Below are 20,401 nucleotides of genomic sequence, written 5' to 3'. Positions count from 1 at the left end.
ATCCGGTCAGATTGGACGCTCCGGCGAGTAATCCCGGGAGTCTCGTCGGGAGTCGTTCATATTCGGAACGACTCCTGTCCCCTCCCCACGGAGAACCCGACACATGGCCCACCCCGACCACGACTTCCCCTTCCCCTTCTTCGGCGCGGGGGAGGCGAGCTACTACATGTGGGCCGAGGTGCACGTACGCTTCGCCCGCCAGCCCAGCACCTCCCAGCGCGCGGTCATCGTCGACACCGTCCCGGTGCCCCTGCGCGGGGCGCTCGACTGGTGCGAGGGCCGCCAGCTGATGGTGGCCAGCGGGCTGTTCCTGCACGGCACGGTGGTCCGCTCCTACCCGGTCGCCCCCGGCGAGTCCGACCGCATCGGCGACGACGGCTGGCTGTACGCCGCCCCCTCCCGCATCGCCGCGCTCAACGCCGACATCGAGAGATGGCTGCTCCGCATCCACCGGGAGTGCCCGATCCTGGCCGCCTACCGTGCCGAAGACCCCGACAGCGGAGGCACCCGCCTGTCGGACTGGCACGACTGGAGTCTCGCCCGGCTGCCCGGCCTGCTGCCCGAGCTGGAGCCCCTCCTCGACCAGGCCAGCCACGCCACCTCCATGGCCCAGGGCATCATGGCCATGGCCCGGCGCGCCGGAAGCCTGCCCAGGCTTGGCGTCTTCGCCGGAGACGTGATCTCCTGGGGGGATGAACCTGCTTGACGACTCCGCGGTGGACGAGCGGCTGACCGGCCTGCCCGAGTGGCGGCGCGAGGGCGACGAGATCCGCCGCACGATCACCGCCACCGACTTCCCGACCGCGATCCGCGTCGTCGACGAGATCGCGGTCGAGGCCGAGAATCTCGACCACCACCCCGACATCGACATCCGCTGGCGCACCCTCCACCTGGCGCTCAGCACGCACAGCGCGGGGGGCCTGACGGAGCTCGACTTCACCCTGGCCGCCCGCATCGACGAGATAGCCTCGGCCAACGCCTGAACCGTCCCCGGCCGACCGTGACCGATCCGGGACAGGAGGGCCGCCGGAGCTCGACCGGACGCCGCCCTCCCCCCTCGGAACCCGGCCGGACGCGCCCCTCACCCCTCGCGGAGTTCGACGGGACGTGTCCCTCGCCCTTCGCGGAGTTCGACGGGACGTGCCCCTCACCCTTCGCGGAGTTCGACCTGACGCGTCCCTCGCTCTCCGCGGAGCTCGATCCGAGGCCGCCCTCGCCCCTCGTGGAGCTCGACGACCCCCGGCTCGCCCGCGCGGGCGTACGCGTGATCCTGAAGCGCGACGACCTGATCCACCCGCTCCTGCCGGGCAACAAGTGGCGAAAGCTCAAGTACAACCTGGCGCGGGCCGCGGAGCTGGGCCACGAGACCCTGCTGACCTTCGGCGGCGCCTACTCCAACCACGTGCGGGCCGTCGCCGCGGCCGGGGCCCGCTTCGGGTTCCGGACCGTGGGCGTCATCCGGGGTGAGGAGCACCTGCCGCTCAACGACGTCCTGGCCTTCGCCGCGGACTCGGGGATGCGGCTGGTCTACCTGGACCGCACCACCTACCGCGCCAAGGGCACCGCGCCCGTGGTCGAGGCGCTCCGCCGGAGGTTCGGCCGGTTCTACCTGCTGCCCGAGGGCGGCAGCAACGAGCAGGCCGTCCGCGGCTGCGCCGAACTTCCCGGGGAGATCGACGTGCCGTTCGACGTCGTGTGCTGCCCCGTCGGCACCGGGGGCACGCTCGCGGGCATCGCCGCCGGGCTGGCCCCCGGGCGGCGGGCCCTGGGCTTCTCGGTCCTGCGGGGAGCGCGGTTCCTGGCCGACGACGTCGCCAGGCTCCAGGAGGTCACCTACGGAGAGGTGTCGGCCAACTGGACGATCGACCACGACTTCCACGCCGGGGGCTACGCCAGACGCGCTCCCGAGCTGGACGCGTTCGTCGACGACTTCGCCCACCGGCACGGGATGTCGCTCGACCGGATCTACGTGGCGAAGATGATGTGGGGCGTCTTCACCCTCGCGGAACGCGGGGCCCTTCCCGGGAACACCACGATCGTCGCCGTCGTGACGGGGGCGATGGAGGCGGCTTCGTCGTGAGGGGCCGGGCGGGGACGGACCGGCCGGGTCCCCGTAACGGATCTTCGTAACGGATCTCCGGGACGGCGTGGCCGGGAGCGGTCAACACCGAGCGTGGTCATATGATCACTCGATATGGTGGGCGCTGCTCTTCTCCGGCCCGGTCAAGGAGATCGTGGATGCGCATTCTGGGAGTTCTCGCCGCCGTCGCCCTGCTCTGCGCGGGCTGCGGCGAGCAGGTCGCCGCGCCCCATCCGGCCGGGCACAGTCCCAGCGCGGGTCCGAGCGCCAAGGCGATCCGCCTCGCCGGGGGCGGCACGTTCGTCAGTCCCGCGCCGCGCGCCTCCGCCGTCGTCTACGACACCACGCTGGTGCCTCCCGGAGCCTCGGTGCGGGTCACCGTGGAGTCGGGAGCGGTGCTCGCCACCGCCAGGCTCGTCGCCAAGGGCATGCTCCACAGCCGCACGTACGGGGCGCACCTGCACGTCAACCCGTGCGGTTTCAAACCGGAGGACGCCGGGCCGCACTACCAGCACTCCCACACCCAGGCGAACGCGGAGAACGAGGTCTGGCTCGACTTCACCACCGACGTCCGGGGCGACGCCATCGCCACCACCACCCAGGACTGGGCGCTCGTCCCCGGCCGGCTGCCCAGGTCGCTCGTGATCCACGCCAAGCCCACCCAGACCACCGGCGCCGAGGCCGGCAGCGCCGGCCCCCGCGTCGCCTGTGTCACCCTCACCGAACGTTAGGCCCGGCACCGGATCCCGGCACCGGGCCGCGTGCTCCGCGATCAGGCGTGGCCGGCGGGGACGGTGCCGAGACGACCGGCCTGATAGTCCTCGAACGCCTTCGCCAGCTCCGCCTGGGTGTTCATCACGAACGGCCCGTAGTGCGCGACCGGCTCGCCGATCGGGCGGCCGCCGAGCACGATGACCTCCAGGTTGGGGCTGCGGCTCTCCTGGGTGCCGGCCGCCGACAGCGTGATGGTCTCGCCGTCGGTGCCCAGCCCGGGAAGGCTGCCGAAACCGTCGAAGACGGCCAGCTGGCCCGACTCGATCGGCTGCCGGTCCCCGCCGACGGTGCCACGTCCCGACAGGACGTACGCGAGCGCGTTGAAATCCTTGCGCCAGGGGAGCGTCAGCTGGGAACCGGGGCTGAGGGAGGCGTGCAGCAGGGTGATCGGCGTCCGGGTGGAGCCGGGGCCGGTGAACTCGCCGACCTCTCCCGCGATGAGGCGGACCAGCGCTCCGCCGTCGTGGCTGCTGAGCAGGACGACGTTGGTCCTGCCGATGTCCTGATACTTCGGCGCGACCATCTTCTCGCTGCCCGGCAGGTTGACCCAGAGCTGGATCCCGTGGAACAGGCCGCCCTTCTGGACCAGCCACTCCGGGGGAGCCTCCTTGTGCAGGATGCCGCCACCGGCCGTCATCCACTGGGTGTCGCCGTCGGAGATCGTGCCGCCGCCGCCGTGCGAGTCGGCGTGGTCCATCACTCCGTCGATCATGTAGGTGACGGTCTCGAAGCCCCGGTGCGGGTGCCAGGGGGTGCCCTTGGGCTCGCCCGGCGCGTAGTCGACCTCGCCCATCTGGTCCATCATGATGAACGGGTCGAGATACTGGGACTTGATCGTCGCGAGTGCCTTGCGGACCGGGAAGCCCTCTCCCTCGAATCCGCTCGGTGCGGTGGTGACGGCCAGCACCTGGCGCTCGCGGGTCGCGTTCAGCGGCTGCGGCAGGCGGGGCAGGGTCAGCGGGTTCTCTACGGTCACGGCCGGCATTGTGGATTCCTTCCTGCGATGTTCGCCGGTGATAACTCGGTTGATGTTTCAACTATTCCGTGCCGGACGAGGCCGTGCCGAAGAGGCCGGGGCGAAGGCGAAGAGGCCGTGCCGAAGAGGCCGGGGCGAAGGCGAAGAGGCCGTGCCGAAGAGGCCGTGACGAAGAGGTGCCACGGCCTCGACGGTGAGGGCCGCCGCCCGACCCACCCGCCCGTCGGCCCCGGGCGGGGCTACTTGCCGGAGGCCAGCGCGAAGCCGCCCCGGCTCAGGGAGATCAGCTCGGGGACCGTGACCCGCTCGTCCAGCGCCCCGGCCGGGTCACTGGTCAGCGCGGTCACGACGTAGGTCCTCCCCGAGGCCGAGCGGGCCAGGTGCGACAGGTCGAGGACCCCCGTCTCGGAGCCGCCCTTGGCCCAGACCAGCGGCCACTTCTTCTTGTCGAGCCCGAGACCGACGTCGTTGGCCGACATCACCGCGCTCACCCGCCTGCCACCCAGCTTGAGAAGCCCGGCGTAGGCGCGGCAGACGTCGCGGGGCGAGCCGAACCACTCCAGCGTGTCGATCTCCCTGGGCTTCTCCCAGAGCACGATGTCCGACAGCGACTGCTTGGCGACCGTGTCCTTCAGGTAGGCGCGCCTGCCGACGGTGTCGAGCGCCAGGTAGGCGCGGGCCTGCGCGGGGTGGTTCACGCCCTTGAGCAGGAAGACCTCGCGCGTGGTGAGGAAGGGGATGTTCCGCTCGGCGTGGCTCGACCACCGCCGCACCTTGGCCTCCACGGCCTTGCGGCCGACCGTGTGGATCAGGATGTCGGTGGCGGTGTTGTCGCTGATCGAGATCATCAGCTTGGCGGCCTCCTCGACCGTGGTGGTGCTGCCGTCGGGGCGGCCCGTCAGCCCGTCCTCGCCCAGGCTCTTCCACTCGGGCTTGATCGTGAGCTTGGTGTTCCAGCTCAGCCCGCCGTCGCGGATCTTCTCGGCCACGGCACCCAGCACGTACAGCTTGAAGATCGAGCCCAGCGGCCGGACCGTGTCCGGCGCCACGGCGTGCGCGACGTCGCACCTGCCCCGCGCGTCGATCTCGGCGGCGAGGAAGCCGACCCGAGGCGCGACCTCGCGGAGCCGGGCGTCGAGCTTCTTCCAGCTCCTGGGAGCGGCGGGCACGGAGGGCTCGGGAGGCGTGAGCCCGAACAGGTTGATCTTCCCGTCGCCGTCCACGCCGAGCTGCAGGGTGAACGGCTGCTCGCCGATCGCGCCGGTCCCGGCCAGCGCGGACGGCGTCTCCTTGGTCAGCTTCTCCAGTCGGAACCCCTTCGACGCCTTGAGGAAGGCGTTGACGCCGTTGACCGTGAGCGACGAGAGGTAGCCGGAGTTGAGATGCTCCTTGAGCTCGCTCTCCGCCAGCGGTGCCCGGTCCGGCGCGCCGAGGAACCAGCGCAGCTGCCGGCCGGCGGGGCTGTCCGGGATCTCCGGCTCGGCGAAAGGTCTCCCCGAGGTGACCGTCCCGGCCGTGACCGTTTCGGCGGTGGCCCGCTCGGCCGTGACCGCCGACGCGAAAACGGCCGGCGGCAGGACCACAGCCGGAACGGCCGTGACGGCGACGGCGAGGGCCAGCAGGCGCTTCGATCGGAACGGCAACCGCATGAGATGCTCCTTCGGGATGTTCTCCGGCGTTGCGGCCATCTCCCCGATGGCCCACATCCGAAACTAGGAAGCGCTCCCGGCCCGCGACACCCGGCGGTCCTCCGTCTCGCGGGTGCGGCGAACCACACCGGAAGTGCGGACAACCCCCTGGACGGCGGAGCCTGCGGCAGGTCACCCTACGTTCTATGACGTTAACGGCCCCTCTGACCGTTTCGGTGCCCGCGTCGCCGTCGGGCCCGCCGGGCCCGTCGGCGTCCGCCCCGGTCCGCGCCCTCGCCGTGTCCATGGCCGTGGTGTCGGTGACCGGAATGGTCGCGGGCGGCGTGCTGGAGGCCGGTGTGCCCACGCCGTTCAGTCAGTGGCTGTTCATCGTGGCCTGCGCGCTCCTGCCCTCGGTCGGCCTGCTCATCGCCGTCAGGCGTCCCGACAACCCCTACGGCTGGCTGCTGCTGGTCACCGCCGTCTGCCTCGGTCTCGGCGGCCTCGGCGTGGGCGTCCTGGTGGCGTACGGCGACACCCGCGGCCCCCTCGCCGTGACCGGCGCGCTGCTGACCTCGCTGTTCTCCGGCTTCTACGGCCTGAGCTGGGTGTTCGTCCCGCTGATCTTCCCTGACGGCAGGTTGCCCTCACCGCGCTGGCGTCCGGTCGCCTGGATCGCGGGGGCGGCGATCCTCCTGCACTGGCTGGGCGTCCTGCTCAGCCCCGACGAGGTCTACGCCTCGACCTTCCCGTACGGCAACCCGCTGGGGCTCGAAGGCGCGGCCGGGCTGCTCGCCGCCTCGGTGGGCGGGCTCGGGCAGCTGGTGGTCTTCCTCGTGGCGCTGTCGGTGCTGGCCTCCCTCGTGCTGCGTCAGCGGCGCGGCACCCTCGTCGAGCGACGCCGCCTCCGCTGGATGATCCTCGGAGTGGTGGCCGCCCTGGGCGGCTCCATAGTGACGATGATCTTCGGGCAGGGCGGCCAGGCGGTGAGCTGGGTCGGCGTCGTGACGGCGGTGGCCGCGCTGCCCGCGGTGATCGCCACCGTCGTGTTCCGTCACAACCTGCTCGACATCCGGGTGGCGGTCAGGGGCTCCCGGCTCCTCCTGGTCTTCGACCTCAGGCCGACGGTGGACGAGCTCCTGACAGAGCTCGGGCCCGGCCTGGAGGCGGCGGACCCCGTGGAGCAGCTGGGACGGCTGGCGGAGGCCGTACGGACGGGTCTGGAGACGCGGTGGGCCGCCGTGACGCTCGCGGACGGCACGCGGGTGGTGGCGGGCGTGGAGGACGGGAAGGCGGTGCTCACCGTCCCGGCGGGGCTGGGGCACATCGCCTGCGGCCCCAAGGTCGCGGGGCGCTTCAACGCCGAGGACCGCAGGCTGCTCGGCTCGCTCGCGGTGCCGATCGGGCTGGCGATCCAGAGCGCGGGGCTGGCGGCGCGCCTGGTCAACGCGCAGGAGGCCGAGCGGCGGCGGATCGAGCGCAACATCCACGACGGGGCACAGCAGCAGCTCGTCGCGCTGATCGCGGGGCTGGAGCTGGCCCGCGCCACCGGTGGCGGCCCCGGCAGCCTGGCGCTCCTGCGCGAGCAGGCCCGCCAGACCCTCACCGACCTGCGGGAACTGGCGGCGGGCATCCATCCGTCCGTGCTCAGTCAGGGCGGCCTGGCGGAGGCGGTCGAGGAGCGTTGCTCGCGGCTGCCGGTGGCCACGGTCGTGACGGCCGATCAGGCGCTCCGTTCGCGGCGCTTCCCCGACGAGATCGAGGGAGCCCTGTACTTCACGGTCAGCGAGGCCGTCGCCAACGCGCTCAAGCACGCGGGGGCCTCCAGGATCGAGGTACGGCTGGCCTGGTCCGGCGGGCGCCTGCGGGCCACGGTCTCCGACGACGGCAGGGGCTTCGAGCGGGACGCGCCCGGCCGCGGGGGCCTGGGCGCGCTGGCCGACCGGCTGGCCGCGCTCGGCGGCGGCCTCGACGTCTCCTCGGTGCCCGGCGAGGGCACCCTGGTCGGCGCCTGGATTCCCGTGCCGGACCAAGGGGCCGGGCTGAGAGATCGGCGAGCCGAAATGCCGGGCTGAGGGGGTGGCGAACCGGGATACCGGGCTGAGGGAGCGAAAGGCTGAGGTAGCGAGCCGACGTGCCGGGCCGAAGGGGCGGGAGGCAGGGGGGGCGGCGAGCCGAGAGGCCGCTGAGGAGCGGAGGGCTGAGGGGCGGAGGGGTGAGGGGCGGGGGGTGAGGGAGCGGGGCGACGTGCTGGACCGAAAGGCCGGGGGCCAGGGGGCGGCGACCGGGTCAGCCGAAGACCGCGGGTGGGGGGACGGGGATGACCACGGCGTCGCCGTCGTTCAGCGGGCGGGCTCCGGCGATGAAGTTGACGATGTCCTCGCCGTACACGCAGCGGGCCTGGGTGAGGCCGCCCGCGGCCCTCCGGGTCAGGTCGGAGGCGGGCAGGGGAACGCGGGAGGCGGCGACGATGAGGTTGCCGAAGCGGCGTCCCCGCATGACGCCGGGCTCAGCGAGCAGCACCACCTGGGGGAAGGTGCCGCGGACGGTGGCGAGCACCCGGCGGACGAAGGCCAGCCCCTTGCCGTCGGCGACGTTGATCAGCAGGGTGCCGCTCGCGCGCAGGACGCGGGCGACGTCTCCCATGTACTCGGAGGTGGCCAGGTCGATCGGCATCGTGGCACCGCTGAAGGCGTCCAGCACGAGCAGGTCCGCCGAGGCGTCGCCGAGACCGGCGGTCGCGGTGCGGCCGTCGAGGATCCTGACCTTGAGCCGGGGCACCGACTTCAGCCGGAGCTGGTCCCTGACGAGCTGGACGAGCCCCTCGTCCGGCTCGGCGACGACCTGCCGGGACCCGGGGCGGGTCGCCGCGACGTAACGGGGCAGGGTGCAGGCGCAGCCGCCCACGTGCACGGCGTCCAGCGGCCCCTCGTCGAGGAGGTCGATGACGTCGGCCATCAGCCTGACGTACTCGAAGTCGAGGTAGGTGGCGTCGTCGAGGTCGACGTACGACTGCGGCACGCCGTCCTTGGAGACCACCCAGCCGGAGGGCCGGTCGAGGTCCTGTAGGAGATCGACCTCGCCGAAGGTCACCGGATACCGTCCCGGCATCGGCTCCCGCGTTTCCCGCCTGCCCATCGGCTCGGTCCTCTTCTCCCTGATGCGAACCCGAAGGGGAAACCATATGCGCAGTCGCGGCCGGTTGAGTCCCGTGTAGGGCAGATCACAACCTACGGCTACGTAAGTTACGCTACCGTAGGTTCATGGCCCCGATCCTTGCCGAAACGCTCGCAGAGTCCGTCAAGCCCCGTCTTCGCGGCTGGTTGCACGCCGGGGCGCTGCCCGTGGCGCTCGTCGCGGGATTCGTCCTCGTCGCGCTGGGGCCCACCCCGGAGGCGAGGTTCGCCGCCGTGGTCTACGCGATCACCTCCGGTCTGCTCTTCGGCATCTCGGCCACCTACCACCGTGGGACGCTCTCCCCGCGCTCGGAGGAGGTCCTCCGGCGCCTCGACCACGCCAACATCTACCTGATCATCGCGGGCACCTACACCCCGTTCGCGCTGCTCGCCCTGGACGGACCGGCCAGTGCGGTCGTGCTCGCCGTGATCTGGACCGGCGCGATCGCCGGGGTCCTCTTCCGGGTGCTGTGGACCGGTGCCCCCCGCTGGCTCTCGACCGCCCTCTACATCGCCCTCGGCTGGACCGCCGTCTTCGTGCTGCCCCAGCTCGTGGAGGGCGCGGGGATGGTCGCGGTGGCCCTGCTCTTCCTCGGGGGGGTGCTCTACACGGTGGGCGGGATCGTGTACGGCACGCGCCGGCCCGACCCCTCTCCCCGGTGGTTCGGCTTCCACGAGGTCTTCCACGCCTTCACCGTCGCCGCCTATCTGGCGCAGTACGTGGCGGTCTCGCTGGTGGTCTACGCGGCCGTGTGACGCGGTCGGGTGACGCGGTGACGCTGAGACGCGGCCGGGTGACGCGGGCCGGACGGAGCCCGTGCCGCCGGCCCGTCCACCTCGCGCCCATCCCATGTTCACCTCGCGCCCGGCTCGCTCACCTCGCGCCCGGTCCGCCGGTTCGTCTCACGCTGGATCCGCTGGATTCGCTGGGTTCGCTGGGTCCGCTCAGTTCGCGGCGAGGGCGAGGCGGCGGGTCGCGAGCTCGGCGTAGAGCGCGGCACCGTCGGGCAGCACCGCGTCGTCGAACCTCGCCTCGGGGGCGTGGTTGTAGGCGGCCCTGCCCGGATCGAGGTCCGCGGGACAGGCGCCGAGTGCCACGAAGGCCGACGGCACCTGGTCGCAGACGAACGAGAAGTCCTCGGAGCCGGTGAACGGCTGGGGGGCCTCGACGAAGCGCCGCTCGCCGTAGACCTCGCGGATGGCCGCGCCCGCGAAGCGGGCCTCGGCGCCGTCGTTGACCGTGACCGGGTAGCTCACCTCGTAGTCGGCGTCCACCTCCAGCCCGTGTGCCGCCGCGATGCCCTTCACCAGGGTCACCGCCCGCTCCTGGACGCGAGCGTGCGCGGCGGAGGAGAACGAGCGGATCGTGGCCTCGAAGCGGGCCTCCTCGGGGATCACGTTGTCGGCGCTGCCCGCGTGGAAGCTGCCGACGGTGACGACCACGGGGTCGAACACGTCGAACCCGCGCGTCACCATGGTCTGCAGCGCGGTGACCATCTCGCACGCCGCGGGGATGGGGTCCTTGGCGCGGTGCGGGGAGGCGCCGTGGCCTCCGGTGCCTCGTACGGTCACCGTGAACCTGTCCGCGGCGGCCATGATCGGGCCACTCCTGGTCACGAAGACGCCCTGGGGAAGTATCGAGCTGATCACGTGCAGGGCGTAGGCCGCGACCGGACGCTCGCCCGTCACGTCCAGCACGCCCTCGTCGATCATGATCTTCGCGCCGCCGGGGCCCTCCTCGCCGGGCTGGAACATGAAGATCACGTTTCCCGCGAGCCGGTCGCGCCCGGCGGCCAGCAGGTGCGCCGCGCCCGCCAGCATGGTGGTGTGCAAGTCGTGGCCGCAGGCGTGCATCCGCCCGGCCAGCCGCGAGGTGACCGCCGCGTCGCCCCGCTCGGTGACCGGCAGGGCGTCCATGTCGCCCCTGAGCAGCACGGTCGGCCCCGGCAGGGAGCCGCGCAGCACGGCGGTGATCGAACTCAGCCCCTCGCCGAGCCGTACCTCCAGGGGCAGGCCCGACAGTGCCGTCAGCACCTTCTCCTGCGTGCGTGGCAGGTCGAGGCCGAGTTCCGGCTCCCGGTGCAGGGCGTGCCGGAGGCGGGCCAGCTCGTCCCGCATGTCGGCTGCGGATTCGCGAAGGGACATCGGGTTTCCTCCTGGCGGTTGTACTGCCTTATCGCACTTATCGCACGATAGGTCGATTTGACCGGCTTGTGGGCTCGGGAGGGGTGATCTTCGGGAAGGGAGAGGTCATCCGGGGGAGACCCGGCCGCGCGGTCCCGGCGCCCGGATTTTCGCGTCTCAGCCGCACGGGAGCAAGAAAATCTTCATGGAAGTCGAATCTCATGCGTAATGTCTCCGTGTAAATGCGTCAACGACAGGGGATCATCTTCTCGGATCACCGTGGAGGGGACATGGACGTTCATGGCCGTCTCGCCCGTCACCTGCTCGTCGACGGCTACCGGCTCGTGCTGGACCTCGAACGGAGCCGGGGTTCCCGTCTCGTCGACGCCCATACCGGCCGAAGTTATCTGGACTTCTACTCCTTCTTCGCCTCGGCGCCCCTCGGGGTGAACCCGTTCGACGGCGATCCGGAGTTCCTCGCGCTGCTCGGCAGGGTCGCCGCGAACAAGCCCTCCAACTCCGATCTCTACACCACCCACCTGGCCGACTTCGCCGAGACGTTCGCCCGGGTGCTCGGCGACCCCGAGCTGCCGCACCTGTTCTTCGTGGAAGGCGGCGCCCTCGCCGTGGAGAACGCGCTGAAGTGCGCGTTCGACTGGAAGAGCCGTCTCAACGCGTCGCGGGGGCGCCCCCCGGAACTCGGCACCAAAGTGCTCCACCTCACCCGCGCCTTCCACGGCCGCAGCGGCTACACGCTCTCGCTGACGAACACCGATCCGATCAAGACCGACCGCTTCCCGAAGTTCGACTGGCCGAGGATCGAGGTGCCCGCGATCCACCTCGGCGACGTCGAGGCGGCCGAGGAGAGGTCCCTGGCCGCGGCGCGGGCGGCCTTCGAGCGCCACCCCCACGACATCGCCTGCTTCATCGCCGAGCCCATCCAGGGCGAGGGCGGCGACAACCACATGCGGGCGGAGTTCCTGCTCGCGATGGAACGGCTCTGCCACGAGTACGACGCCCTCCTCGTCATGGACGAGGTGCAGACCGGCGCGGGGACCACCGGCACCCCCTGGGTGTACCAGCAGCTGGGCCTGCGCCCCGATGTCGTGGCCTTCGGCAAGAAGGTGCAGGTGGGCGGGATCATGGCGGGCCGCAGGGTCGACACGGTGCCCGGAAACGTGTTCCAGGTCAGCGGCAGGATCAACTCCACCTGGGGCGGCGGGCTGGTGGACATGGTCCGGTCCCGCCGGATGCTGGAGATCGTGGAGCGCGACGGCCTGATCCCGCGTGCGGGCAGGCTCGGCGCCGAGCTCCTCGCGGCGCTGCGGGAGATCCAGGAGAGCTTCCCCGAGCTCGCGGAGAACGCGCGCGGGCGCGGGCTGATGTGCGCCTTCGACCTGCCGGACGCGGTGGAGCGCGACCTCCTGGTGGCCCGCCTGCGTGAGGAGGAGGGCGTGCTGGTCCTGCCCTGCGGCGAGCGGTCGGTACGGCTGCGCCCGGCGCTCTCGATCACCTCGGAGGAGCTGGCGGAGGGCACGTCCGCCATCGCCCGCGCCCTGGAGGCCTCCCGCTGCCTGCGCCTCTCCGCCTAGCGGTACGGGACTTCCCGCGCCACGCGGTGTCGGGATTTCTCCCGCTGGGCGGTACGGGACTTCCCGCGCCACGCGGTATCGGGGTTCCCCCGCTGGGCGGTTCGGGATCTCCCCACGCGGTGTCGGGGCTCGCCAGCCCAGCGGTACGGGATTCCCGCCGCTCGGCGGCCCCGGGGTTCGTCGCGCCCGGCGGCGATGGGGTCCCTTCCGTCTCACGGCACCGGGGTTCCTCGCGCGGGCGGGCGCTAGTAGTGCTGGGCTTCCTCGCCGGCCGACCGTTCCAGCCACAGGTCGATCGCGGTGACCCGCGAGTCGACGCCGAGCTTGGCGTAGATCCGGTTCACGTGGTTCTTCACGGTCTTCTCGCTCAGGAACAGGTGCTGGGCGATCTGCCCGTTGGAGCGACCCGTCGCGATCAGTTCCATGACCTCGGTCTCACGCCTGCTCAGACCCGTCACGACTCTGGGCTCTGCCTCGAACGGGGCATCGTCGACTCTCATCCGGCCTCCGTGGCTGCAACACGGTCAGGTCGCCGAAACCCCCGATACTAACGGCGTAGCGATAGCAGCGAGCATAACCTGCAATATCCACTTTTGGGGGTAATGAGGCTGGAAATGAAGAACGACCGGTCCCTGGGGACCGGCCGTTCTCGTGGGGTGAGCGAGGGGACTTGAACCCCCGGCATCTAGGACCACAACCTAGCGCTCTGCCAACTGAGCTACGCCCACCATCGCCGCCGCAGCAGCACATGAAAAGTGTAGCGGTCTTTGGGAGTCGTTTCGTACCGGGTTTCTCGTGAAACGCTCAAGCCCTGTGCGTGGACACGCCCTCGGCCAGTTCCCTGGCGGTGGCGGAGTCGGGGCCCGGCTGGGGCACGAAGACCGCCGCGCGGTAGTAGCGCAGCTCCCGGATGCTCTCGACGATGTCGGCCAGCGCCCGATGGCCGCCCTGCTTCTCCGGCGAGGCGAAGTAGACGCGGGGGTACCAGCGCCTGGCCAGCTCCTTCACCGAGGAGACGTCGATCATCCGGTAGTGCAGGAACGCGTCCACGGCCGGCATGTCACGGGAGAGGAACGACCGGTCCGTGGAGATGGAGTTGCCGCACAGCGGGGCCTTCTTCGGCTCCCGGATGTGGCTCCTGATGTATTCGAGCACCATTGACTCGGCCTCGGCCAGCGTGACACCGCCCCCCAGCGCCTCCAGCAGGCCGGAGGCGGTGTGCATCTCCCGCACCACCTCCGACATCTGCTCAAGGGACTCGGGCGGGGGCTTGATGACCACGTCCACCCCCTCGTCGAGCTGGTTCAGCTCGCCGTCGGTGACCACGCAGGCCACCTCGACAAGCGCGTCACGTCCAAGGTCGAGCCCGGTCATCTCACAGTCGATCCAGACCAGCAGGTCACTCATAGCCCTCAGGGTAGTACTCACTTCACGGGAGCTTGAATGACTTGATCACCTTGTCTGCTACGGATATGTCGAGATTGTCCGGTACGGAGATGTAGGCCAGCGCCGGACGGGTGTTCTCGCCACGATCTACGATCAAGAACGCGGCCCGCTCCTGCTTCCACTTCCAGCCGTTGGCCTCGGCCTGCTCGGAGAAGTCCAGGTCGAAGACGAGCAGCCAGGCGTCCTTCCCGCTGACCTTGACGGCCTTGTCCTCGACGATCTTCCGGCTGTGCGGCGGGGTGTAGAAGGCGGGCTCCACGACCTGCAGCAGCGTCGCGGCGACCGAACGCATGCTGCCGACGCCCTGGTAGCCGTACTGGTCGGGAAGCTCGCCGGTCAGCACGTTGCCGAGCCAGTCGCCGCCCCTGCCGTCGAAGTTCTCCTGGGCGACGGCGACGGCCGCGCTGGACCAGACGAACCCGAGCCCGCCGCCGACGCTGGGCGGCACCTCCCACGGCTCGCCGGGCATCTCGTACGACAGGCCGGTCACCGGGTCCGTGACGCGCCCGTCGACGGCCTTGGGCGGCGCGCTCCCCGAGGGCGCGGGCGTCGCCTCGGGGGTCGGCTCCTGGCTGGGCTCCAGGGGCGCGGTGGGAGGCGGCGTCGTGAGGCCGGTCGGCTCGCCCGCGGTGTTCCTGCGCTCGGGGTTGATCAGGTACATCGCGGCGACCACGATCACGACGATCAGGACCAGCACGCCACCGCCGCCCAGGATCCACGGGAGGGGGCCGCTCTTGCGCGGCGGCGGCGCGGACGGGTAGCCGTCGTACGGCGGGAGGGGCATCTGCGCCGTGTGGCCGTTCGGCGGCCCGCCCCAGTGCGGCTGTCCCGCACCCGTCGGCGCCTGCGCGCCCTGCTGGTGCGCGGCCGGAGGAGACCACTGGCCGGAGGGGCCGGACGGGGCGGGGGGGCCGGAAGGGCCGGAGGGGAAGGAACCGGAGGGGCCGGTCCCGCGAGGGCCTTCCTGCGTGGGGCGCGGTCCCGTCTGCTGGGGGCCGGGCCCGGCCGGATGCGGCCCTGTCTGCTGGGGGCCGGGCCCCGCGGAGTGCTGCTGGAGGAAGGGGCCGGTCTGTGAGCCCGGCGCCGTGCCCTGCCCCGTGGGAGCGTCCGTCTGATGAGTGGCGTCGGTCCACTCACTGCCGTCCCACCACCGCAACAGCGGTGAGCCGTAGGGGTCGGGATACCAACCGGAGGGGGTCTGCGTGGTCATGGCCGCCAGAGTAGTAAGAACGGCTTTGTGCCGCATTGTGGACCTTGGTGATCACTCATGAACATTTGTAGGTGAAGGTGGCTCTGTCCTGGATCTTCTTCCCCTCGGGGACCGGGGAGAGCACCATCAGGGTGGCGGTTCCTTTGAAATTCCCCTCGCCCTTGACCGTCCACTCCAGGCTCACCTCGTGCGAGGCGTCCCCGGACGCGATCTGGTCGGTCTGGGCGATCGGCTCCTTGCGGTCGCTCCGCTTCCACTGGTAGCGGACCTCACCGCCCGCGCCGTTGGTGGACAGCACGCCGGTGATCTTGACCGTCGTGTCGCACCCCTGCGCCTTCTTTGGGGCGCTGACGTCCACCTTCGTCACCTCCAGCGGCGTCGCCGGGCCCCGGAACAGCCAGATCGCCAGCGCGCCCACGACCATCAGCGCGAGGATCGCCGAGGCGAGGACCGTACGGCCGCGCCTGCGCCGCGCACGGGGAGCCGCGGCGGCGGCGAGCCTGCCGGACGGCAACTCGGTCTGCTGCTGGTCCCGGCCGGCCCGCCACAGCTGGGCGGCGGTGGTCTCCGACGGCACCCCGGGACCGAACCGCATGACCACGTCCTCGGGCCGGCGCTCGCCGCCCCCCGGGGCCTGCTGGTCGCCCCCCGCTGAGCCGCGCGGGTCACCCGGCCTCGGGACGTGCAGCAGCGTGACGATCTCCCCCTCGTCGGGGGCGGGGCGTACGGGCGCCGGATGCCCGCCCAGGGTGGGCGCCTCGTGCTCCGGCCACCGGTGCAGGGTCGCCACCAGCCTGTCGCGGGTGGTGAACCCGGACGGCAGCACGTCGCGCCCGGCGAGCAGCGCGTCGCGCGCGGGGGCGAGGCCCCGGATGGAGGCCGTCGCCGCCACCCTCTCCAGCAGCCCGGCGGCCCCGCGGTCGGCCGAGGCCCAGGTCGCGGCGAGCCCCCGGGCGAGCGACGCCCAGGCCGCCACGTCGCGTTCCGGCGCGGGGGGCCGGCCGAGCAGGGCGTCGGCCAGCCCTCGCTCCGCGAGCAGCGCCGACCCGTCCGCGGCGATCACCACGGTGCCCGGGTGGAGCTCCCCGTGGGCGAGGCCGGAGGCGTGTACGGCCAGCAGCGTCTGCGCGGTCTCCGCCAGGACCGTGGCCGCGCTGCCCGCGTCGGGCCGGGACGACCCGGGCAGGCCGGACGACAGCAGGTCGCCCACCGTCGGGCCGACCGGCTCCGAGGTGATCAGCCAGACCTCGTCCCCGGCCGTGACGAGGTCGGCGACCGGGACCAGCCCGGTCATGCCGCTCTGCGCGAGCCTGCGGTCGGCGATCACGGCCGCGACCAGCCGCTCGCGCGCCGAGGGATCGGCGACCAGCCGGGGGTCGAACCTGAGCGCGCTCCCCGGCCGCCCGTCGGCCGCGACGGCCGACGACCAGATCCCCAGGTCGTCCACCCAGGTGCGACCGGTCAGCCGGAACCCGGCGAAGCCTCCCCGGTCGGTGCTCATATCGCGATCGCTCCCCTGTCTACCGGCGTTTCCGGTGCCGTCCCGCCATGCCACGCTTGACGGCCAGTGTGAACGGTACGGCACCACTCGTCACCAGGCCCAGCGCGAGGAAGGCGGCCGGGGTGGTCTCCACGGGCGGCAGCGGCGAGGAGGTGAGGGTCGGAGGCGACCCGGTACCCGGTGACGAGGGCTCCGTGGTGGGGGTGGGCTCCGGCTCCGCCGTACGGGTGGGGCTGGAGGTGGGCCGGGTCGGCGTGGACGTGGGCTGGGTCGGGGCGGTGGTCGGCCGGGTCGGGGTGGGCGACGGCGGCCTGGTCGTGGGGCGGCCGGGATCGCGGGGGCCGTCCAGGGTGGAATTGCTCTCCGGGGTGGGAGGCGGGGTCGGCTGCCGCGTCGGCGTCCTCGTCGGCCGCGTGGTGGGCCTTCTGGTGGGTCTCGCCGACGGCGTGGGCGTGGCGGCCGCCGACGTCGCGGTGGGCGCCACGGGCGGGAGGCCAGAGGTGGCGGTGGTGCTCGGGGTCGGGGTCGGCGTCGGCGTGGCCGCGGACGGCGACTCCTCCACCGGCTCGTCGGTCTCGTCGGTCTCGTCCCCGGGGAGAAGCGTCTCCAGCGAGTCGGAAGGGGTCGGGCTCTGCGAGGTGACGGAACTCTGCGACTGGATCTCCGTGGGATCGCCCGAGCCGACCAGCACCGCGGTCAGCCCGCCGATCACCGCGATACAGCCGACGCCGATGAGGATCTTGACGCTCAGCCTGCTGACCGAGGAGGTCTTCTCCCAGCCCTCGCCGCCGACGCCGCCGTCACCGTCGAGCTCGGTCATGGCCAGCGAGGTGTCGGCCCCCGGGACGGGCGCGTCCAGCGGGAACATCGCGGCCAGCAGCCCGGCGATCCCGGCCAGGCGGCGCCGGCCGCGCTCCTGCCATTCGGGGCCGTAGGCGTCGGCGGCCACCGCCTCCAGTTCGGTGAGGAAGGCGGTGGCGGTCGGCGGGCGGTCGGCGGGGTGCTTGGCCAGGCCGCGCTCGACCAGCCCCTGCAGGGCGGTGGGCACCTCCTCGACCGGCGGAGGCGTGACCTGGTGCTGGCGGGCGAGCGCGGCGATGTTCGTGGCCCGGAAGGGGCGGGTGCCGGTGAGGCACTCGAAGAACACGACGGTGGCGGCGTAGACGTCGGTGGCGGGCCCGGCGGGGCCGCCCATCCACTGCTCGGGAGCCATGTAGGGCGGCGTGCCCGCGGGGGTGTCGCCGTCACCGGAGCGGACCGCGATGCCGAAGTCGACGAGCTTGCTCCTCCCGTCGGCCTCCACCATCACGTTCTCGGGCTTGAAGTCGCGGTGCACCACACCCGCCGAGTGCGCGGCGGCCAGTCCCAGCAGCGAGCCCTTGAGCACGAGCAACGCGGCCTCGGGGCCGGTCGGTCCCTCCGAGCGCAGCAGCGCCCGCAGGGCGACGCCGTTGACCAGTTCCATCACGATGGCCGCGCCGTCACCGGTCTCGACGTAGTCGTACAGCCGGACGGAGTGCGGGCTGCTCAGGGTGTTGAGCACCCGCGCCTCGTGCCGGAAGCGGGCCACGAACCCGACGTCGTTCCTGAGCTCGTCGGACAGATACTTGATCGCCACCAGGACGTCGTCGGCGTCGTGCCGAGCCATCACCACACGCCCGGCCGCACCGGCGCCCAACTCGCGGATCTCGGTGTATCCGGGGACTCGCCAGGCCGATGGCGTGCCGTACATACGGTCTCCTCAGTTGTCTGGGCCCCCACCCATAACAGACGGACCGTAGCCTAGCCATAGATAGCTGCATTCCGCTCATTAACCGCGAATAGGTCTCACGGTATGGAGCTGATCAGTGGTTATCCGCTACGGGTGGCCTGATGTCCCCGGCAGGGGAGGTGTGACCGAAATACCGATTTTCGGTCTTGCGCTGAGGGGGGCCGACGGCTGCGCCCCGGCCCGCGCGGTGCGGGTGACCGTCGCCTCCGGCCCGGGGCGTCCGGTGCGGGCGCCCGCCGGCCCCGGGGCGGGCTTCCGCGTGGGCCTGGAGGCGGGCGCGGTGGTGGGCGTGGAAGTGGGCGCGGTGGTGGGCCTGGAGGTGGGCGCGGCAGTCCTGGTCACCGTCGGGGCCGGTCCCGGGGTGCGCGTCGGCCCGGCGCACGGGGAGGTCTCACCGCTCGCGCCGCTCGTACGGCCCGAGGGAAGGCCGGTCACCACCACGTTCCAGGCGGCCCCGCACCCCACCCGGGGGAAAGCGAACCTGACCGTACGCGAGTAGCTCGTCGCGCCCGACAGCGGCACGGCCGTCCTCCGCACGGCCCGGCCGGCGCGGAAGACCACGCGCAGGCGTACCTTCCGGGCGCTCGCCGTGTCGACCGAGACCGCCACCAGGGCCGCGCCCCGCGCGTCGACACCGGCCCGCACCACCTCCACCCGGCGAACCCCCGCCCCCGGCGGCGCGGTGGAGGGACCGGTCGTCGGCGTCGGAGGGGAGGACGGTGGCGTCGGCGTCGGCGGGGATGCCGGTGATGCCGGGGGTGTCGGTCCGGGCGTGCCGGTGTCGGGGGGAGCGGTCGTCCCGCCGGCGGAGGGGGTGCTCCCCCCGGTGGGACCGGAGGACGGGGCCGGTCCCGCGGAGGAGCCGGTCTGCCCCGCGCCGGGACCGGTGGGCGAGGTGGGTCCCGCGGACACGGGAGGGGAGAAGGCCGCGGGAGAGGGCGCGGGCAGGGACGGCGGCGCCTGGCTCCGCGTACCGGGGGAGGGCGGCGGGGGCGGCGTCGCGGCGACCACGTCGATCACGCGAGGCCGCTCGGGTCCTCCCGAGGCGAGGGCGTACACGCCGGCGCCGCCCGCGATCAGCATCACCCCCGCGGCGCCCGCCGCCACCCCGGCGGACCTCGACCGCAGCGTGCCCAGCACCGTCCTGAACAGCGTGGTCCCGGCCACCGGGCCGGGACCGCCGGACGGGAACAGCAGGGGAAGCAGCGCCACCAGGGCGGCGAGCCCGGCCCGCCCGCGCTCCTCCCACTCCCGCCCGTATCCCGCGACCGCGACGCTCTCCAGCTCCGCCAGGAACTCCGCGGCGGTGGCCGGCCGGTCACCGGGCCGCTTGGCCAGGCCCCTGGCGACCAGGGGCCTTACCGGCTCGGGGACCTCGTCCACCGGGATCGGCGCGGTCATGTGCTGGTGCATCAGCACGACCCGCTCACCTGAGGGGTACGGGCGGTGCCCGGCCAGGCACTCGAAGAAGACCGCCGTCGCGGCGTAGACGTCGGAGGCGGGGGAGGCCGGGGCGCCCGCCCACTGCTCGGGAGCCATGTAGGGCGGGGTGCCCGCGGCCCGGCCGCCCCCTCCGGTCCGTACGGCGATGCCGAAGTCGACCAGCTTGCTGGTGCCGGTGGCCTCGACGAGCACGTTCTCCGGCTTGTAGTCGCGGTGCACCAGCCCGGTCCGGTGAGCGGTGGCCAGCCCCGACAGCGAGCCCTTGAGCACGGCCAGCGCCGCCTCGGGCCCCGTCGGGCCGTGCTCGCGCAGCAGCGCGCGCAGGGAGACGCCGTTGACGGCCTCCATCACGATGGCGGCGCCGCCGGGCACCTCGACGTATTCGTACAGCCGGGTCACGTTCTCGTCCGCCAGCTCGACCAGGAGCCTGGCCTCCTCGCGGAAGCGGGCGAGGAAGCCCGGGTCGTCCCTGAGCCACTCGGCCAGGTATTTGATCGCCACCTGGGTGCCCGACTCGTCGTGACGGGCGAGGACCACCCGCCCGCCGCCGCCCGCGCCGAGTTCGCGCAGCTCGGTGTAGCCGGGGGGTGTCCAGCCGATGGCCGTCATGACCGCCTCCATGGTCCGGGGCCCGACAGGGGCCTCGTCATGGAGACGCTCGGCGCGTGGCGCGGGTTTGC

Annotated in this window: 17 protein-coding genes and 1 tRNA gene; 7 read left to right on the top strand and 11 right to left on the bottom strand. The window is 72.4% G+C overall.

The window, feature by feature from the left end; genetic code table 11:
* Positions 1 to 103: 103 nt before the first annotated feature.
* The 4 genes from ACFFRH_RS10065 (at position 104) to ACFFRH_RS10050 (ending at position 2,811) form a co-directional block, all read left to right on the top strand.
* A complete protein-coding gene (locus tag ACFFRH_RS10065; RefSeq protein WP_386155838.1) occupies positions 104 to 706 on the top strand; it encodes a hypothetical protein in 603 nt (200 codons plus the stop codon).
* A complete protein-coding gene (locus ACFFRH_RS10060) occupies positions 693 to 983 on the top strand; it encodes a 4a-hydroxytetrahydrobiopterin dehydratase (protein WP_386155836.1) in 291 nt (96 codons plus the stop codon). Before ACFFRH_RS10065 ends, ACFFRH_RS10060 begins: the two co-directional genes overlap by 14 nt.
* 17 nt (positions 984 to 1,000) lie before the next feature.
* Positions 1,001 to 2,080 carry a 1-aminocyclopropane-1-carboxylate deaminase/D-cysteine desulfhydrase gene (locus ACFFRH_RS10055; protein WP_386155834.1) on the top strand — a complete coding sequence of 360 codons (1,080 nt, stop codon included), beginning with the start codon at positions 1,001 to 1,003 and terminating at the stop codon, positions 2,078 to 2,080.
* 158 nt (positions 2,081 to 2,238) lie between these two features.
* Positions 2,239 to 2,811, top strand: a complete 573-nt coding sequence (locus ACFFRH_RS10050) for a superoxide dismutase family protein (protein WP_386155832.1) — start codon at positions 2,239 to 2,241, stop codon at positions 2,809 to 2,811.
* A 41-nt stretch (positions 2,812 to 2,852) separates the two neighbouring features.
* Here the strand turns inward: ACFFRH_RS10050 and ACFFRH_RS10045 are convergent, their stop codons facing one another.
* Together ACFFRH_RS10045 and ACFFRH_RS10040 are read right to left on the bottom strand one after the other, a co-directional pair.
* On the bottom strand, positions 2,853 to 3,839 hold the full coding sequence (locus ACFFRH_RS10045; RefSeq protein WP_386155830.1) for a pirin family protein: 987 nt from the start codon (positions 3,837 to 3,839) through the stop codon (positions 2,853 to 2,855).
* 230 nt (positions 3,840 to 4,069) lie between these two features.
* Positions 4,070 to 5,479: a serine hydrolase gene (locus ACFFRH_RS10040; protein WP_386155828.1), complete on the bottom strand. Its 1,410-nt coding sequence runs from the start codon at positions 5,477 to 5,479 to the stop codon at positions 4,070 to 4,072.
* Between the two features lie 185 nt (positions 5,480 to 5,664).
* Between ACFFRH_RS10040 and ACFFRH_RS10035 the strand changes: the two genes are divergently transcribed.
* Positions 5,665 to 7,533 carry a sensor histidine kinase gene (locus ACFFRH_RS10035; RefSeq protein ID WP_386155826.1) on the top strand — a complete coding sequence of 623 codons (1,869 nt, stop codon included), beginning with the start codon at positions 5,665 to 5,667 and terminating at the stop codon, positions 7,531 to 7,533.
* A gap of 214 nt (positions 7,534 to 7,747) precedes the next feature.
* Here the strand turns inward: ACFFRH_RS10035 and ACFFRH_RS10030 are convergent, their stop codons facing one another.
* Positions 7,748 to 8,596: a spermidine synthase gene (locus tag ACFFRH_RS10030; RefSeq protein WP_344745619.1), complete on the bottom strand. Its 849-nt coding sequence runs from the start codon at positions 8,594 to 8,596 to the stop codon at positions 7,748 to 7,750.
* 125 nt (positions 8,597 to 8,721) lie between these two features.
* Here ACFFRH_RS10030 and trhA point away from each other — a divergent pair, with 125 nt between their 5' ends.
* Positions 8,722 to 9,390: a PAQR family membrane homeostasis protein TrhA gene (trhA, locus tag ACFFRH_RS10025; RefSeq protein ID WP_344745618.1), complete on the top strand. Its 669-nt coding sequence runs from the start codon at positions 8,722 to 8,724 to the stop codon at positions 9,388 to 9,390.
* Positions 9,391 to 9,579: 189 nt separating this feature from the next.
* Here trhA and ACFFRH_RS10020 read toward each other — a convergent pair whose 3' ends face one another.
* Positions 9,580 to 10,779, bottom strand: coding sequence for a M20 metallopeptidase family protein (locus tag ACFFRH_RS10020; RefSeq protein WP_344745617.1), 1,200 nt, complete (start codon positions 10,777 to 10,779; stop codon positions 9,580 to 9,582).
* 269 nt (positions 10,780 to 11,048) lie between these two features.
* On the opposite strand from ACFFRH_RS10020, the gene lat reads away from it, so the two are divergent.
* Positions 11,049 to 12,350: an L-lysine 6-transaminase gene (gene lat / locus ACFFRH_RS10015; protein ID WP_344745616.1), complete on the top strand. Its 1,302-nt coding sequence runs from the start codon at positions 11,049 to 11,051 to the stop codon at positions 12,348 to 12,350.
* 245 nt (positions 12,351 to 12,595) lie between these two features.
* On the opposite strand, the gene ACFFRH_RS10010 is transcribed toward lat, so the two are convergent.
* The 7 genes from ACFFRH_RS10010 to ACFFRH_RS09980 form a co-directional block, all read right to left on the bottom strand.
* Positions 12,596 to 12,850, bottom strand: coding sequence for a helix-turn-helix domain-containing protein (locus ACFFRH_RS10010; protein ID WP_344745592.1), 255 nt, complete (start codon positions 12,848 to 12,850; stop codon positions 12,596 to 12,598).
* 152 nt (positions 12,851 to 13,002) lie between these two features.
* Positions 13,003 to 13,078: transfer RNA gene (locus ACFFRH_RS10005), tRNA-His, on the bottom strand.
* A gap of 76 nt (positions 13,079 to 13,154) precedes the next feature.
* The gene (gene orn, locus ACFFRH_RS10000; protein WP_344745593.1) at positions 13,155 to 13,757 is read right to left on the bottom strand and encodes an oligoribonuclease; all 603 of its coding nucleotides are present in this window, start codon (positions 13,755 to 13,757) and stop codon (positions 13,155 to 13,157) included.
* Between the two features lie 22 nt (positions 13,758 to 13,779).
* Entirely contained in the window at positions 13,780 to 15,006 is a 1,227-nt protein-coding gene (locus tag ACFFRH_RS09995) for a DUF2510 domain-containing protein (protein WP_386155822.1), read from the bottom strand.
* 55 nt (positions 15,007 to 15,061) lie between these two features.
* Complete coding sequence (locus ACFFRH_RS09990) at positions 15,062 to 16,507, bottom strand: protein kinase family protein (protein WP_344745595.1); 1,446 nt, start codon at positions 16,505 to 16,507, stop codon at positions 15,062 to 15,064.
* Between the two features lie 19 nt (positions 16,508 to 16,526).
* On the bottom strand, positions 16,527 to 18,239 hold the full coding sequence (locus ACFFRH_RS09985) for a serine/threonine-protein kinase (RefSeq protein WP_344745596.1): 1,713 nt from the start codon (positions 18,237 to 18,239) through the stop codon (positions 16,527 to 16,529).
* Between the two features lie 126 nt (positions 18,240 to 18,365).
* Positions 18,366 to 20,330, bottom strand: a complete 1,965-nt coding sequence (locus ACFFRH_RS09980; protein ID WP_386155820.1) for a protein kinase domain-containing protein — start codon at positions 20,328 to 20,330, stop codon at positions 18,366 to 18,368.
* Positions 20,331 to 20,401: the final 71 nt, after the last annotated feature.

It is taken from the genome of Streptosporangium vulgare (assembly GCF_042428775.1).
Taxonomy (GTDB): Bacteria; Actinomycetota; Actinomycetes; order Streptosporangiales; family Streptosporangiaceae; genus Streptosporangium; species Streptosporangium vulgare.
This window is presented reverse-complemented; position numbering and strand designations above follow the sequence as displayed.